General features: G+C 28.8%; 13 protein-coding genes and 1 pseudogene. 4 read left to right on the top strand and 10 right to left on the bottom strand.

Features of this window, described 5'->3' with window-relative positions:
- Positions 1-60: 60 nt before the first annotated feature.
- Positions 61-1,656, bottom strand: coding sequence for a hypothetical protein (locus G9F72_RS08635; protein WP_164957925.1), 1,596 nt, complete (start codon positions 1,654-1,656; stop codon positions 61-63).
- Between the two features lie 172 nt (positions 1,657-1,828).
- On the opposite strand from G9F72_RS08635, the gene G9F72_RS08630 reads away from it, so the two are divergent.
- Positions 1,829-2,608 carry a hypothetical protein gene (locus tag G9F72_RS08630; protein ID WP_164957924.1) on the top strand — a complete coding sequence of 260 codons (780 nt, stop codon included), beginning with the start codon at positions 1,829-1,831 and terminating at the stop codon, positions 2,606-2,608.
- A 57-nt stretch (positions 2,609-2,665) separates the two neighbouring features.
- On the opposite strand, the gene G9F72_RS08625 is transcribed toward G9F72_RS08630, so the two are convergent.
- Complete coding sequence (locus G9F72_RS08625) at positions 2,666-3,535, bottom strand: glycosyltransferase (protein ID WP_224676279.1); 870 nt, start codon at positions 3,533-3,535, stop codon at positions 2,666-2,668.
- A 244-nt stretch (positions 3,536-3,779) separates the two neighbouring features.
- Between G9F72_RS08625 and G9F72_RS08620 the strand changes: the two genes are divergently transcribed.
- Positions 3,780-4,538, top strand: a complete 759-nt coding sequence (locus tag G9F72_RS08620; RefSeq protein WP_164957923.1) for a glycosyltransferase — start codon at positions 3,780-3,782, stop codon at positions 4,536-4,538.
- Between the two features lie 85 nt (positions 4,539-4,623).
- Here the strand turns inward: G9F72_RS08620 and G9F72_RS08615 are convergent, their stop codons facing one another.
- Positions 4,624-4,884 carry a DUF3343 domain-containing protein gene (locus G9F72_RS08615; protein ID WP_164957922.1) on the bottom strand — a complete coding sequence of 87 codons (261 nt, stop codon included), beginning with the start codon at positions 4,882-4,884 and terminating at the stop codon, positions 4,624-4,626.
- A 281-nt stretch (positions 4,885-5,165) separates the two neighbouring features.
- On the opposite strand from G9F72_RS08615, the gene G9F72_RS08610 reads away from it, so the two are divergent.
- Positions 5,166-5,975: a beta-1,6-N-acetylglucosaminyltransferase gene (locus tag G9F72_RS08610; RefSeq protein WP_164957921.1), complete on the top strand. Its 810-nt coding sequence runs from the start codon at positions 5,166-5,168 to the stop codon at positions 5,973-5,975.
- Between the two features lie 5 nt (positions 5,976-5,980).
- Here G9F72_RS08610 and tnpA read toward each other — a convergent pair.
- Together tnpA and G9F72_RS08600 are read right to left on the bottom strand one after the other, a co-directional pair.
- Positions 5,981-6,219, bottom strand: a pseudogene (tnpA, locus tag G9F72_RS08605) (IS200/IS605 family transposase).
- Between the two features lie 124 nt (positions 6,220-6,343).
- Positions 6,344-7,489 (bottom strand): aminotransferase class V-fold PLP-dependent enzyme, encoded by a 1,146-nt coding sequence (locus G9F72_RS08600; protein ID WP_164957919.1) that lies wholly within the window; start codon positions 7,487-7,489, stop codon positions 6,344-6,346.
- A 1,022-nt stretch (positions 7,490-8,511) separates the two neighbouring features.
- Between G9F72_RS08600 and G9F72_RS08595 the strand changes: the two genes are divergently transcribed.
- A complete protein-coding gene (locus G9F72_RS08595) occupies positions 8,512-9,519 on the top strand; it encodes a glycosyltransferase (RefSeq protein WP_164957918.1) in 1,008 nt (335 codons plus the stop codon).
- Between the two features lie 213 nt (positions 9,520-9,732).
- Here G9F72_RS08595 and G9F72_RS08590 read toward each other — a convergent pair whose 3' ends face one another.
- The 5 genes from G9F72_RS08590 to G9F72_RS08570 form a co-directional block, all read right to left on the bottom strand.
- Positions 9,733-10,440, bottom strand: coding sequence for a glycosyltransferase family 2 protein (locus tag G9F72_RS08590; RefSeq protein ID WP_164957917.1), 708 nt, complete (start codon positions 10,438-10,440; stop codon positions 9,733-9,735).
- A 198-nt stretch (positions 10,441-10,638) separates the two neighbouring features.
- Positions 10,639-11,262: a non-canonical purine NTP pyrophosphatase gene (locus G9F72_RS08585; RefSeq protein ID WP_164957916.1), complete on the bottom strand. Its 624-nt coding sequence runs from the start codon at positions 11,260-11,262 to the stop codon at positions 10,639-10,641.
- A gap of 127 nt (positions 11,263-11,389) precedes the next feature.
- On the bottom strand, positions 11,390-11,803 hold the full coding sequence (locus G9F72_RS08580; protein ID WP_164957915.1) for a hypothetical protein: 414 nt from the start codon (positions 11,801-11,803) through the stop codon (positions 11,390-11,392).
- Between the two features lie 58 nt (positions 11,804-11,861).
- A complete protein-coding gene (locus G9F72_RS08575) occupies positions 11,862-12,722 on the bottom strand; it encodes a transposase (RefSeq protein ID WP_164957983.1) in 861 nt (286 codons plus the stop codon).
- Between the two features lie 135 nt (positions 12,723-12,857).
- Positions 12,858-15,848 carry a DEAD/DEAH box helicase gene (locus tag G9F72_RS08570; RefSeq protein ID WP_164957914.1) on the bottom strand — a complete coding sequence of 997 codons (2,991 nt, stop codon included), beginning with the start codon at positions 15,846-15,848 and terminating at the stop codon, positions 12,858-12,860.
- Positions 15,849-15,883: the final 35 nt, after the last annotated feature.

The raw sequence follows: 15,883 nt of genomic DNA, 5'->3' as shown, positions 1-15,883 counted from the left end.
TTAATTTAATGTAATAATCTCAAATAAGTGTTTAAAATTATTCGTATATACATATTATATCTAGTATCTATTATTAAATATTCGCTTTAAAAAGGATTCCTTGATTTTAGGGCTAGTTATGGCTAAGTTTAAGTTTAAGTCCTCCAATTGATTTCTTAAAATCTCAACTTCTTCATTAAAGGATAAAATTTTACTTTCCTTTTCCATGTTAACCTTCTCTTGCTCAGAAGTTTTCCCTTGCAATATCATAATTTGTTTTTGTTTTTCGTCAAACTGTTCTTTAAAAATTAATATTTCCTTTCCTTGCTCTATGCTAGCATTTTCCAATTCATTGATTTTCCTTTCTTTGCTTTTTAAACTCTCTTGAAGATAATTTATGTTTCCATTTAATAAATTCTTATCCTCTTGAAATTTTATATACTCTGTATTTATATCCTTCAATTTATTTTCATAAATTTGAATTCTAATAACATATTCTTGAATGCTATTCTTGAGTAAAGTAATTAAATCTTCTTTCTGTCTCAGTTGTTTTTCGTAAATAAGCATTTTATTATAAGCAACATTCAAATAGGATTTAGCTTCTATTAAACATTGGTCACATTCTTTATGAGATTTAATTTTATTAATTATACTACTATCTAAAGTATTATATTCATTTGGAATTATTAAAACTTCAACCTCATCATCATCCATTACATACATTTCATTAATTATTAAATCCCTTATGGTTCTAGTTAAATTAGACTTATATATTGATTTTATAACATTCAATGAAGTTAATAATTCAATAGATGAAGGCGCACTAAAGGTTTTTCCTTTATCCTTTGTGAAACAGTTATATATTTCATTATTGTTTATCCATGAACAATATAAATGACCTTCTATGGCAAAAAAAGAACAGGATTTTATATCCGTACCCTCAAATAATCTGTTATTTCCTTCTTTAATGGCTTCACTCTGTGAATAAATTAAGACATCCTTATTCTTTTCCTTTTTTATATATAATGAATGTATAGCATCATTAATTGACAAAAAAGAATAATCTATAAATGGCTTACTACTTTCATCTATTATATGAAAATCAGACCAGGTATCAAATTCAGTATTTAAAATTTTATATCCAAGCTTATAGTTGTTTTGTGATTTTTGATACATAATTAATAGCTTATTGTTGTCATCTGCAACAATGTTGAAAGAACAATTGTTTTCATCGCTGCTTTTAGCTATTATTCTAGGAGATGCTAGATTAAAGTTTTCATCTACTACTTGATTAAAAAGTGTTCTGATTTTAGTTTCTTTATTTAGTACATTATAAAATAAATAAATTTGATTTTTATTTAATATAGCCTTAAAAGAGATGTCATATATTTCAGTAGCTTTTTTTAAAATAACTATATCCTCACTCCATTTATTTTCATTTAAAATTCGCAACTTTATATTTTCCTTTAAATCTTCATATAAGAAATATATATCATCATTAGGAAGTAATAACACAGAAAAATTTCCACTACTCTCTTTTTCTAACTCCTTATAATTAGATTCTTTTTCCTCTTTTAAAATTCTATACAAAACTCCCCTGTTTTTATCATATGTAAAATTCCACGTAGTATAGTCTGATTGCTTTATAACATAAAAAACCTTTTCAGGCAAAAACATTACTTTATCCCTTCTTTTTAATTATTCTTAATATAAAATATGCTAAACATATTGCAAATTATAACTTTTATTTTTTTAGCAATTAGCACACATTTTGAACTAATTCATATCATGTTAGTATGGAAATATAAATATATAATACTTATATTCGTTTATAGGGGAGGTACGTATTGTGAAGGAATTTAATACAAAGAAAGAAATCAGAGACATAATGCTAGAAATGGAAAGTCTATCGGAAAAACAGATAGCAACTACATTAACTGAAGAAACCCTTAAAGAACTTATGGAATCAAATGGATTCAATGCTATTAATGCTGGATTCAGAGAAGCTGATCCTACATGTACTCCTGACTGTGGAGACTGCGTAAACACAATAAATTTCTGCTGTAAAACAACCATTGATGCTGGTTTTACTGTAACTATAAACCCTGCTCTTACTACTATACAGTATACCAGTAACTTGTTCTGCTTTACTGACCCTTGTCCTTGTCCTGTTACCGTTACACCTGGAGCAGGCTGTCCATCTTTTTGCATAACTTTATATCCTAGAAGGGTAATTGGTTGTATTGATTTTAGAGCATTTACAGGTAATGCTGTAGGTGATGCATGTGCTGGTGGCCTTTGCGCAGGAACTCTTAATGGTGCTATATGCTGTGAAGGCTCACAATCTGTAAATAATATTGTAAGTTATCAACAATGTCCACCAACATTAAGCGAAGCACAACCTAAATCTATACCTACTAGTAGTCTTATCGTTACTGTAGCTGCCTCTAAAGAATCTTGTTCTGGCGGAACTGGTCCTTGTGATAGTACTGTTGTAAAATTCAGTGGTACCTTTGAAGTACCAGAAGTATGTCCTACACCTTCTTGCCTAAACACACCATGTCCAACAGTAGTTTGTCCAACAGCATGTCCTCCAACACCAACTTGTACTCCAAGCTGTTGCAGCTAAAATTATAAATAAAGATATCCTCACAAATGTGAGGATATCTTTATTTAAGTGGTAAAATTAAAACAAAACATTAAATTTTTTAAAGAAATACTCATCATCATATATACGTTCTTTCATGTATTTATTTCTTTGACTTAAAATTAAACCTGAATTTTTATTTATCTCACGTGCTGCAGTAAAAAAATAATAATCTCTTCTAGCTATATCCATAACCTTCTTAAGTCTGTCTATTTCAAAATGTGAGCAGGCAAGACATATAGTATTATAAGTAACATTTGCAACATCTACTTTATATGGAAATTTTTTTCTAAATAAATGTTGTACTATTACATCAGGATTAATAACTATTCTATATCCATAAAGCCATGCTTTAAGGCATATCTCTTCATCCTCTTTACCCCATACTTGAAAAAGATGATCAAACCCACCTATTCTATCAAACGCCTCTCTAGTTATTCCTAGAGCTGCACCACCCGCCAGTGGAATCTCATCTCCTTCTTTTGGTTTCTTTGAGAGCCAAGTAATTTTAAATTTATCATTCCATGTCTGACCGTAACCTGCTGATGAGATATTTGAAATATCTGAAATACATGGAGCCACTAAAGAAGCCTTACCCTTTTCTAAAGTATTAATTAAATCATCTGCCCACATATCAGGTACTTTTATATGGGCATCAAAGAAAAATAAATATTTTCCCTTAGCAGCTTTTGCACCCAAATTTTTTGTTGCTGATAACCCTATATTATTAGTCTTAATTAAAATAATATCTCTATATTTATCTTCACTTATATAAGACTTCAAAAACTCTGTACTTCCATCTGTTGAAGCATCATCCACTACTATAATTTCACATTTAAGATGATTTTTAGACTCCAGTATTGAATCTATTGTCCACTTTATATTATTAATCTCATTTTTACAGGGAATAATTATTGAAACATCTACGTTGCTTGCATCTTCAATTTCATATAATTCATTAATACTTTCTATGAAAATTCAACCCCTCTTATAATTGATATACCTAATATTTATTATATTTATGAATTGAAATAATGTACCTACTTTATATTTGTATAAACAGATACACAAATAGTTAACAATAATTGTATATCTGAATAATATATACTATGCCGTTAAGTTTCTACTTAATATCTAATTGTGGAGGTTAATTATGATTGAAGGATTCAATAGAGAAAAGATATTAATTACGAAGTTTAGAGATAAATTAAAACAAAATCCTATGCCTGGTGTATCTTTAGTTGCTTGTACTAATAAACCTAATTATATTGATAATATTTTTATAAACTATGAGAGGTCTAATTATCCAGTAAAAGAGTTACTTCTAATTATTAATAATAATAAAATTAGTTTAGATGAATGTAAGCTTAAAGCTGCAAATTTTAATTATGTTAAAGTATATCAATTAGATGAAGCTTGTACCCTTGGTGAATGTTTAAATTATGGAGTTGAACAAGCAAAATATGATTATATATCTAAAATGGATGATGATGATTATTATGGCTCTAACTATTTAGAGGATACTATGAATGTATTTAAATATACTGATGCCAAAATAACAGGCAAATTAACTTACTTTGTATATTTTGAGGATAAGAATACTTTAGGTATTATGTGCAAAAATATGGAGTACAAATATGTATTCGCATTGGCTGGTGGCACTATTACAGCTAAAAAGGAAGTTTTTGATAGCGTTAAATTTCGAAATATAACTTTTGGAGAAGATAAACTATTCCTTGAAGATTGTCATGAATCAGGATTTAAAATTTTTTCTAATGATAAATACAACTATGCTCTAATGAGGCATAAAAATTTAGAGGAACATACTTGGAAAATACACTCTGAAGATTTTATTAAATATGTTAATATAGTTTCAGTAGTACCTGATTTTACATCTATTGTATCGGTATAATAAAAATCAGTGTTGAATGGTTTTAGCACTTAAAATTAATACAAACTTAAAGGGAACATTTCTAAACCCTTTAAGTTTATAAAATCTATGAAATTAGTACATAACTAGTTCTATTGCTCTCATTTACTATTTTGTAGAAACCTTTAACAATTAATTTACTATTCTTTATTTCCTGTATTACAATATCCGTATCACTTTCGTCAAATCTAATAGCTTTAGTACAGCCTCTTGAAATATCACTTGGGGCTGATATTAATTCAATTTTACAACCCTTATGGAGCAGATTATTATATAATAATGTTAAATGACTATTTGAAACTAAAACTACAAGATATTTAAATTTCATGAGTTTCAACCCCTCTTTGCTATAAATAAGAAAAAAATTCCATTTATAATTTCAATAAATTTTAAAATTATTCATTCATTGAAATACCTCATCCTACTATCATTATATTCATGTATTGATAAAAGGTTTTTATATTTTCCCAAAAACACCTCTAACGATTATAAAATAAATGCCACACATTCTTTAAATAACAGTTCTTTAGCAAAGAACATAAACTAATATAATAAAACATATTAATTTGATTGTAATTTTAAAAAACAAATAATTCGGAGGGGTTCTAGGTGAAGATAGCATATTTAATTTTAGCACATAAATCCTCTATTCAATTGACTCGTCTTATAAATACACTTAATTGTGAGGATGTATATTTTTTTATTCATATAAATAAAAATTCTTCAGATGAATTTTTTTATGAGATTAATAACACTTTTAAGACATATAAAAATGTATTTTTTATAGATAGGTGTAGATGTGCTTGGGGAGATTTTGGAATTGTTGAGGCTACAATAGAGGGTATTAAAACAATTATTATCAGTAATATTAATATAGATTATATAGTTCTTTTAAGTGGACAAGATTATCCTGTAAAGTCAAACAAGCGCATCAAAGAGTTTTTTACAACAAATAATGGAAAATGCTTTATTAATAATTTCCCTATTCCGCGTGCGGGATGGCATAATGGGTTCCTTGATGGCTTCCATAATAGCATTCCCCCTGAATCTGAATATAAACTACCTTCGAATATATCATTATGGGGTGGATCAGCATGGTGGTGTTTGACTAGAGAGTGTATATACTATATATATTATTTTATAATTAAAAATCCAGGTTATATTGAGTACTGTAAGCATTTATTTGCGCCAGATGAAATATTTTTCCACACTATAGTAATGAATTTAGGTATAAAATCAAATGTAATAAATGATGGATTGAAATATATGGACTGGGATAGTGTACCTAGTCCAGCTACCTTATGTAAAAAATATTTTTCTACATTAAGTAATTCAACTAGTTTATTTGCAAGGAAATTTGATATTGAATATGATTATGAAATACTAGATATGATAGATAAAAATCTATTGAAAAATTAAACTACTCACCTGCTAAAGCAGGTTGGTGATATACTTGTCGAAGATGATATTAACAAATGTACATGGTCTTTTCCTATGATTCCTTGTACTATCGTTATTCCTCTTACATCACAGCCTTGTCTTATTAATTGTCTAATCTTACTGCTATATTTTTATTTAGCACTTTATATCTATATTTTGTTATCCATATTATATGATATTTTATATCATATACTGTATGACTTCCTTTGTTATATTCTCCCACACTAATCACCTTCTTATTAATTAGTATGGCAACTTTTTAGTTTCTTAAAAGGCTAGAAGCGTATACCGTCTAAAGACGGTGATTTTAACCCCCGCAAATGGAAAATAAATAAAAAAAGCCTCTTTTAAAGAGACTTTTTTTCATGTATATCTTTTAAAGCATTAATAAGTTTTTCAATATCTTCTAAACTATTAAAATATCCTGGACTTATTCTAACTGTGCCTCTGAAATTTGTACCAATTATATGATGAATTAAAGGTGCACAGTGAAAACCTGTTCTCACTGCTATTCCTTTTTTATTTAGAAACTCTCCTACTTCAGAAGCATCTATATTGTCTATATTTAAAGAAACTACTGCTCCTCTGTTTCTATAATCAGTTCCTCCATAAATTTTAATATAAGATAATTCACTTAATTCTTTTACTAAATATTCTACTAACATAATTTCATGTTTTCTTATATTCTCTATTCCTACTTTTCTTATAAATCTTATACCCTCACACAATCCTGCTATTCCTGGTGTATTTAAGGTTCCACTTTCAAATCTGTCAGGTAAAAAATCAGGTTGCTTCATAGAAAAGGATTCACTTCCAGTTCCCCCTTGTTTAAATGAGTCAAGTTCTAATCCTTCTCTTATATATAAGCCTCCGGTTCCCTGGGGACCATATAATCCTTTATGACCAGGAAACGCTAATAAGTCAATATTGTCGAGTGCTACATCTATTGGTATAACTCCAGCACTCTGAGATGCGTCAACCATGAAGATTATTCCTGATTGTTTTGCAATCTCCCCTATAGTTCTTATATCTTGAACCGTTCCTAATACATTGGAAGTATGGTTTATTATTATTGCTTTAGTATTTCTACGTATCTTCTTTTTCAGATTATTAATATTCAAATATCCATTTTCATCTACACCAAGAAGAGTAAATGTTATTCCTTTTTCATTTAGATAATTTAATGGTCTAAGAACTGAGTTGTGTTCAATTACTGTGCTAATAACATGATCTCCCGGCTTTAATATTCCTTTTATGCCCATATTCAGCGCTTCAGTAGCATTACATGTAAAAATAATATTAAACATATTAGGAATGTTAAAAATTTCACTTAGCTCTTTTCTCGTATCCATAATTTTAGATGAAGCTTCAACTGCCATATCATGAGAACTTCTGCCAGGATTTGCAGCATAATTTTCCATGCATCTTAATACTTCGGAATAGACTTCCACTGGTTTTGGAAAACTAGTGGCAGCATTATCAAGATATATCATAAAATCCTCCTATTTTGCATATAGCATTTTATTCTTTATATAATATAAATATTTTTATATTATATATAATATAAATATTTTTATATTATATATAATATGCTAAATATATTATATTCGTCAGTCTTGCTATTTGATTTAATTAAAAACACCCAATAATTTATTTGGTATCTATTAAAAAGGTATCCAAATGAATTATTGGGTGTTTCTTCACAGTGATGTGTTTTCCCAATTATTTTATTTTTCCCACAACAGTTAGATTTGCAAGTACATCTCTTCCATGAGGTGCAGAATCTATCACCTTTGATAAATCAGTTCCGGCGGTTATCCCATTTTTATGTTTACAATTGTTATATAATATAATTTATCATATCGTAACCTATTAATGTGTCAAACATGTGTCATTTGAAAAATAGTGCCACCCATCTGTCACGGTCATAATTATTTTTATCTTGATTTATACGATCCATGTGGCAATTGGCAAAAATGCCATACTATTAAATCTTGGCGCATGTGAGTTTAAAAAATAAAGGTAACATATTTGTTCAAAAATAAATATATTATAGTGTATAAAGTGAAGTTATATCATTGGTGTTTAATACCCATGACCAAATATTTTTCTCTTAATGTAAAATCCAATATTTTATAGATAGAAAAATATATAATCTTTTAAAGTGTAAGTTTTACTGATAATGTATGTAGAACTTTCAATATAAATAGGTGATTGGAATTTAATAATTGTATATAGATAATATGTGATACTACAGAGATCAGGATTATGTGGTTAAGAGATGGTGATATAAAAGATAATCTCATGACTTATAAAAAAATCTTTACAAAAATAGGTTGGAAACCTGACTATGAAATTTAAAAGGGTCTAAAAGAAACAGTAGATTTTTATAAAAATCAATGTAAATAATAAAACTTAAAAATCACAAAATTATAATGAATTATGTTAAATAAAGACTTAATGAGTATAGATATAAAAGTATTATATTTTAAATATATTAAGGAAGGGATATACCATGGAAATTTTTCAAGATTTAAAATTAAATGATATTGCTAAAAGGCCCAAAATTGCACTAATTATAGATATTCATGATTGGGCATTTGCAAATATTGCAAAACAATTAGAAAAATATTTAAGTGAATATTTTGAATTTAAAATTATAGCAATGGCTGATATACACCACTTAAATATGCTCATAGAATTAACAAAAGATTGCGAGTTAATTCATTTTTTTTGGAGACCTCAAGTTATGATATTTGATGAAAGATATGTAAAAAATAATTTAAATATAAGTACAGCAGTATATGACCATTTGTTTTTAGATGTCGATTCTTTAAGTATAAATAAAAAAATATTCAAAATATCACCCAATTATTATGTATCATCCGAAAAATTATATAATATATATAGTAATTTACCATTTTGTAATAAACCAAAAGTTATTGTAGAAGATGGAGTGGATTTAAATTTATTTAAGCCTATTAATATTGAAAGATTTAAAAATGTATCTAATCGTGAAATGGTAATTGGTTGGTGTGGAAATAGTAAATGGGCAAGTGGATTAGAAGATTTTAAAGGAGTAGAGACAATTCTAAAACCTGCTATTGAACAACTGGTATATGAAGGATATCCAATTAAAATGTACTTTGCAGATAAAAATGAAAAAATGATTCCCCATAATGAAATGGTAAACTATTATTCTAATATTGACCTATATATTTGTACATCTAAGATAGAAGGAACACCTAACCCTATTTTAGAGGCAATTGCATGTGGCATACCAATTATATCTACCGATGTCGGAATAGTTCCAGAAGTGTTTGGTGATAAACAAAAACAATTTATATTAAAAGAAAGGTCGATTCAGTGTTTAAAGGAAGCAATAAAAAAGATTGTATCAGAATCTAAAATATTCATTGAACTTTCCGAAGAAAATTTAATGCAAATAAAACAATGGGATTGGTCTATAAGAGTTGTATATTTCAAAGAATTTTTTAAATATTGTTTAAAAAATAAAAACTAGTTTGAAAGTATTTTTGGGGATTTTATTATTCAAAATCCTAGTTAATTGAATTTAGGTGCATGTAAATAATATAAACAAATAAAAGCTATGAAATTAAGATGTTTAACCTATATTTCATAGCCTTTTTCATTTGAAATGCAATTGATAACCTATAAAATCACACAAACTGGAATTTGAGACAGCCCTTTTTTATTGTTATCTCTTAATAGTTAATTATAACCCATACTTTTCATATAATTCTAGGTGATTATTTCTAATTCTATTATGAAGATATTGATATTTCCTTAAGGCCCCAGTTAACATAGTATCACCATGACGTCTATAATAAAAAAGAATTTCTTCAAGAGTATATCCTAACCATCCCTGCTGAGCTAGTGAAACCCAAAAATCCCAATCTTCAAATCCCTCATTCATTTGTTCATTATATCCGCCTGCATCTGCCCACGCTCTTTTTCTAAATAAAGAAGTAACACAAACAATATTTCTCTCTAATAAGGTTTTTACATTAAAAGGAGGAACAGACCAAATATAATCCTCAGTACCAAATGCCTGAGTCCAGTGAGTTACAAAACCAATGTCCGGTCTTTCTTCAAGAATTTTATATTCTTTTTCAATTAAAATAGGATTAATTAAGTCATCAGCATCTACAGGAAGTATATATTTTCCAAGTGCACTTTGTATACCTGTATTTCTTGCAGCAGGTAAACCTTTATTTTTTTGATGAATAACACGTAAATTTTTATAGTTAAGTTTATCAAATACTTCTAAGGTATAAGGATCAGTTGACCCGTCATTTACAACAATAATTTCAATGTCATCAAAAGTTGAACTTAAACAAGAATAAATAGCAGCATTAAGGAATTCCCCATAGTTATAGCATGTAATTATCACACTAACCTTTGGGTTATGAATCTGGTACATAGTAGTTTCCTCCTTAATTCATAAGTTTCACAATAAATAATATTTAAAGTAAAAATTATGAATAGACTAAGTGCTAGTATTATTATATTAATGTTTAAAGAAAATGTTACTAGCCTAGTAACCAATGCTTCAGATAGTACGTTATAAAAGGTGGATTGTTAGTGTCAATTAAAGTCAGCCTGAGTAGTAACGTTCATATTATCCATTTAAAACCCCACTAAAAAACTTTCTAAAACCTCTTCCTGGGCAGGCATCATTTTTCTCATCTACACAATCTCTCAAATCCATATAATACTTACCACTTTTTATATCTACAGAAATGGAATCCAATGGAAAACCATTTTCTCTTTTTTCATGTGGCTTTGATGAAATAATAAAAATTTCTGATCCTATGTCATCCCCGTCATATTCAAAGATACACTCTTTATTAAGTATTAGGCAAATAGCATTTTTATATCTTGCTCTTGCGCTACCACCTAATTTTATAGCTACACTAGTATAATACTCTATCATTTCTTCATCACTTAGCTCTTTGCCATTAACTCTTCTAACATGAACGCCAGGTTGCTTTTGATTTTCTAAGTTTTCTATTTTTTCTATGTACAAGCCTGAATCACAAGAGAACAATGGCATCTTATAGGCTTTATAATATGCATTAGCCTTAATTTTAGCATTTTCTAATGGATTATTCCCGCTCTCATCAATCTTTCCAATTTCCAATTTAATATCATTAAGTCCAATAATTTCAACATCTAATCCCTTGAGCATTTCTCTCATATGTTGAATTTTAGCAGGATTCGCTGTTCCATACAGTATTTTCAAATTAATCCCTCCAAGGTTTCCAGGCTGGTGCCACCCACGTGGCAAGTGGCAAAAGTGACAAGCTATCATATTGTAAAGGACTATAACAAGATTTGAATCTACCTACCTCTTGTTATAGTCCCTAATATTACTCCACTTGCGTTATAAGTTTCTTCATAACATCCCTTAATTTAACTTCATAAAGATCTTCAGGAGCTATAATTATAATTAATTTTATTGCATTATCTGATTTATCCCATTTATAAGATTTAATATCCATAATAGCGCCCTCTGGAACATATTCTTCAATGTCCATTGCAATTTCTTCTGCCAGTGAAAGGTATTCTTCAAATAACTCATCTTCTGTCAATTCATTTAAATCACATTCTTCTTCCATTAAGTCATTTAAAGTATCTATCCCTACACTTAAATTAAAAGCTAATGTATCCTCTCTTTTGGTACCTTTGCTCATGTCTTTAAGCACTTTAAACTCTGTGTTTTTCTCAATTATATTTTTTATATCCTCACTACCTACTATTTCACTGTTAAATTCTACGTACATTTTTCATTCCTCCTATTGCTTTTAGTGCCACCCACGTGGCAAGTGGCATCTTATTATATTATACTGTTTTATTTCTAGAAATCAATTTACTTATAGTTGAAGGTGCTGCATTAAGATAGTTTGCTATTTCTTTTAAGGAATAGCATTGTTCTAAGGCGCTTTTAATAATTCTAAGCTTTAAAGGGGTTAGGCAAGTCTTCCTATTTCCATTTCTAATATGGAATAAATCACTTTCCTTAATTTTGTGATTGATAATTATTTCATCTAAAGTAGTGCGATTTGGTTTTGCGAAATCATTACTAGCCCTTACCCAGGCTGTTTCATTGAGGTTAAATTCTTGCTTTATTATGTCATAATCTTTGTCATTATCATTTTCATGTCCAATTGAATTAATCAATTTTAAATACTTTTTAATAGCAGCATCTTTAGAGTTTCCAAGCATGCATAGAATTAAATCTATATTAATATGAGATTTTACATAATTATTATAAAAATAGTGACTACTCCATCTGTAATCATTAATATCATTACAAATATGTGCTTTTACAGGATTTCTATGTATATATCTTAAAATCCAGATTAGATTAGCATCCGTTTCAACTAATTTACATCTATATCTACTATCAAATGCATGCCCTGTCCTATCTAATTGTCCATTTACGTATTTACCTAGCAAATTATTAATATAAAACATTATGGTGCTTATATCTACTTTATTAGTCTTTATTAGAAGGTGATAATGGTTATCCATAATTACGTATGCTAGAAGCTCATAATCGAATTTCTTATTATACTCATTTAAATATTTTAAAATGAAGGTTTTTATATTATCATCTTGAAATATAAACTCCTTATTATTACCTCTTTGATAAATATGATATACTGCTCCCTCATATTTCGCAGTGTCTTTTCTTGACATTGTAGCTCACTCCTCTATACTTTTTATTTAGAATATTAACATCTAAATAAAAAAATATACATGGAGCTTAAGTAATGCAACTTGCCACTTGCCACGTGGGTGGCACCAGCCGGGCGGCGGCTGGTAGCCGGCTCGCTAAAATCTAAAAAGCTCCAACAACTCTTCCTTAGTAAGCTTCCCAAGCACATGACTATTTGTAAGTTCCCCTGTAATTACACTGTCTATTAAGTCCTTTTTATTTTCTTGAAGTAGAATTATTTTTTCTTCTATAGTTCCTTTGGCAACTAATTTAATTACTTCTACTACATTTCTTTGACCAATTCTATGAGCTCTATCCGTTGCTTGATCCTCTACTGCAGGATTCCACCAAGGGTCAAAATGAATAACTAGATTTGCTGAGGCCAGGTTTAGGCCTGTTCCTCCTGCCTTTAGTGATATTAAAAATACTAATGTTTCACAACTGCTATTAAATTCATCTACCAATTTAATTCTATCTTTAGGTTTTGTTTTTCCATCTAAATAAAGATAGGGAATTCCTTTTCTCTTTAAATTCTCTCCTATATTTTTAAGTGCTGAAGTGAATTGAGAAAATAATAGCACTTTACCCTGTGATTCTATATGTTTTTCAATAAGTTCCGTTGCAACTTTTAGCTTACCACTTCCACCTTTGTATTCATCTATTACAAGAGAAGGATCTAAGCAAATTTGTCTTAGCCTAGTTAAATAAGAAAAAACCTCTATTTTACCCTCACTGCTACTTTTCATTTTTTCCCTAACAGCTTTAATATAAGCTTTATATACACCCTTTTGAGCTGTTGTCATCTCAACGATAAATTTCTTTTCTATTTTATCTGGCAATTCTTTCATTACTTCACTTTTAGTTCTCCTTAAAAGAAAAGGCTTAATTAATAATTTAAGTTCTTCTAAATCGCCTTTACGTCCTATGGTAAATTTTGATTCAAAAATTTCTTTTGAATACAAATAATCCGGCATTATAAAGTCAAATATAGACCAGAGTTCGGCTAAATTATTTTCCATAGGAGTGCCTGTTAACGCAAATCTAATCTTAGCTTTTACTTCTTTGATAACCTTTGTGTTTTGTGTTAAATAATTTTTTATATTTTGTGCCTCATCTATAATACAACAATCAAAAATAATATCCTCATATTGCTGTATATCACTTCTTAAAGTTCCATAAGTTGTTAATATTACATCATAATTCTGCAAATCATGAATTAATTTATGTCTTTCACTTTTTTCTCCATGTACAATGCCCACCTTTAAACTAGGCGCAAATTTTTCTAGTTCCGCCTTCCAATTATAAATAAGGGAGGTTGGGCTAATAATAATAGATTTTTTATTTTCCTGGGATAAAAGGAAAGCTATGGTTTGAATAGTTTTACCAAGGCCCATTTCATCTGCTAATATCCCTCCAAAACCTAATGCACCTAACCTTTTAATCCATTTAAAACCTTCAATTTGATATTCTCTAAGTGTAGCCTTCAAGTTCACCGGTATACTAATATTCATATTATTTATATTTGATAATGCATTTTCTATATTCTTTAACACTTCAATGCCTTTAATAAATTGAAGGTTCTTGCTTTTTATCTTTTCATTTAAATATAGCGCCTTATTTTTTTCTATTTCTATTAACCCATCTTTTATGGTTTCCTTTGTATTTAATGCTATTATTAAATCACAAAAATCCCTAACTCCTGCATCTTGAAAATCCAGAAAATTATTATTTACAGTTTTGTAAAATCTGTTCTTTTGCTTAAATGATGTGAGAACGCTATTTAATTCCCTATTTTCGATGTCATGAATACCATAGGAAAAATCATAGGAGCCTTCCGTTTCTTCTATTTTAGCTTCAATAAAGCTTGAATTGAATATCCTTCTGTGTTTAAGCCCTTTCCCAAAGGTAACATTTCCTAGGCAATGTAGATTATCTTCACTTTTATTTAAGATATCAAATAATTCCTCATCTCCACCTATAAAGAGTAGCCTCTCATTTCTTTTTATAAACCTATACTTCTCGAGTTCCATAAGGATTTTACCCTCTTTTTTATAGTCACGTGTAATTATATCAACACTTTTATCTTCCTTTAATATGTTGATTCTCTCGTTACCATAAATAATTTTTATATCACAATAAATATCATTGTCCATGTCATATAAGTGAAACTCTGGCTTTATAAAATTTGCTGCATAGGCTTTTACCTCTTCACTAATATTAATATCACTAGTAATACTCATTAGGAAGACTGTAAGTTTGTTATAGTTATCTATGTCCTTTCGGTATAGAATCTCACCATTTCTTTTTAGCTTGTCACATAGAAGCATATATTTCCCCACTTGATTTCTTGATGGTAGATAAAGCTTCCAATTAAATAAATACACATCATTCTTATCATTTAAAGACACTGGAAACTGCTTATGGGTTGTTACAACAAAATGTTCCTTTCTAATCTTTAATGTAAATGTTAATGGTAAATCCACCTGCATTATTGGTGACTCAAACTCAAAGCTATCATAGTTGAACTTGATTTTTTCACCCTTGACCCCTGATAAAAAAGTTCTTAAGTCCCCAGGTTCAATTTTTGTTTTTTCCTTACCTATTGCATGTTGGGCTTCATAGTAAGTAGGACCTTTTGAGACTTTACGAATTAATTTTATAAAACTATTCAAGCCTTTGTTATTTTCTTTGTGTTTTTCTTGTTTTTTATTTGTTTCTACCTTTTGATTTTCTTCTGTTTTTGGGTTTATCCCGTTACTTCTACTTTTCTCCGAATTTTTTATTGTGGCCCTTCTAAAAAAACTATAGGCTGTAGCAGTTAAATGGCTACACATAAATAAGTAGCCCGTAGTGGAACTCTCTTTGAAATCCTCACAACTGCATTTTACACCCTCTAATTTTTTCTTTAATAAGTCTATTTTTATATGGGTGTTAAATTCATCAGTCTTAGTAGGGTTTCTAACGCATCCATAAATGTGATATATATTATCAATTTTTTTTCCTTTAATCTTAGCAACTAATCCACTATTAAAAGACTTTTCGCCCTCACTTCTCATTAAAATAGAAGATGACTTAAAAACTATATTCTCTAACTCTTTTAACTTCAAAAAATCACCTCCATAATTAGTGTTTGGTAGTGTTG

The sequence above is a fragment of the Clostridium estertheticum genome (assembly GCF_011065935.2).
In the GTDB taxonomy this organism is placed as follows: Bacteria; Bacillota; Clostridia; order Clostridiales; family Clostridiaceae; genus Clostridium_AD; species Clostridium_AD estertheticum_A.
Note: the sequence above shows the minus strand (reverse complement) of the source record. Positions and strands in the feature narration are given on the sequence as shown.

Coding starts and splice junctions, on each gene's coding strand:
- G9F72_RS08635 (WP_164957925.1), bottom strand. CDS start 1,656: ATGTTTTTGCCTGAAAAGGTTTTTTATGTTATAAAGCAATCAGACTAT.
- G9F72_RS08620 (WP_164957923.1), top strand. CDS start 3,780: ATGATTGAAGGATTCAATAGAGAAAAGATATTAATTACGAAGTTTAGA.
- G9F72_RS08615 (WP_164957922.1), bottom strand. CDS start 4,884: ATGAAATTTAAATATCTTGTAGTTTTAGTTTCAAATAGTCATTTAACA.
- G9F72_RS08600 (WP_164957919.1), bottom strand. CDS start 7,489: ATGATATATCTTGATAATGCTGCCACTAGTTTTCCAAAACCAGTGGAA.
- G9F72_RS08595 (WP_164957918.1), top strand. CDS start 8,512: ATGGAAATTTTTCAAGATTTAAAATTAAATGATATTGCTAAAAGGCCC.
- G9F72_RS08590 (WP_164957917.1), bottom strand. CDS start 10,440: ATGTACCAGATTCATAACCCAAAGGTTAGTGTGATAATTACATGCTAT.
- G9F72_RS08580 (WP_164957915.1), bottom strand. CDS start 11,803: ATGTACGTAGAATTTAACAGTGAAATAGTAGGTAGTGAGGATATAAAA.
- G9F72_RS08575 (WP_164957983.1), bottom strand. CDS start 12,722: ATGTCAAGAAAAGACACTGCGAAATATGAGGGAGCAGTATATCATATT.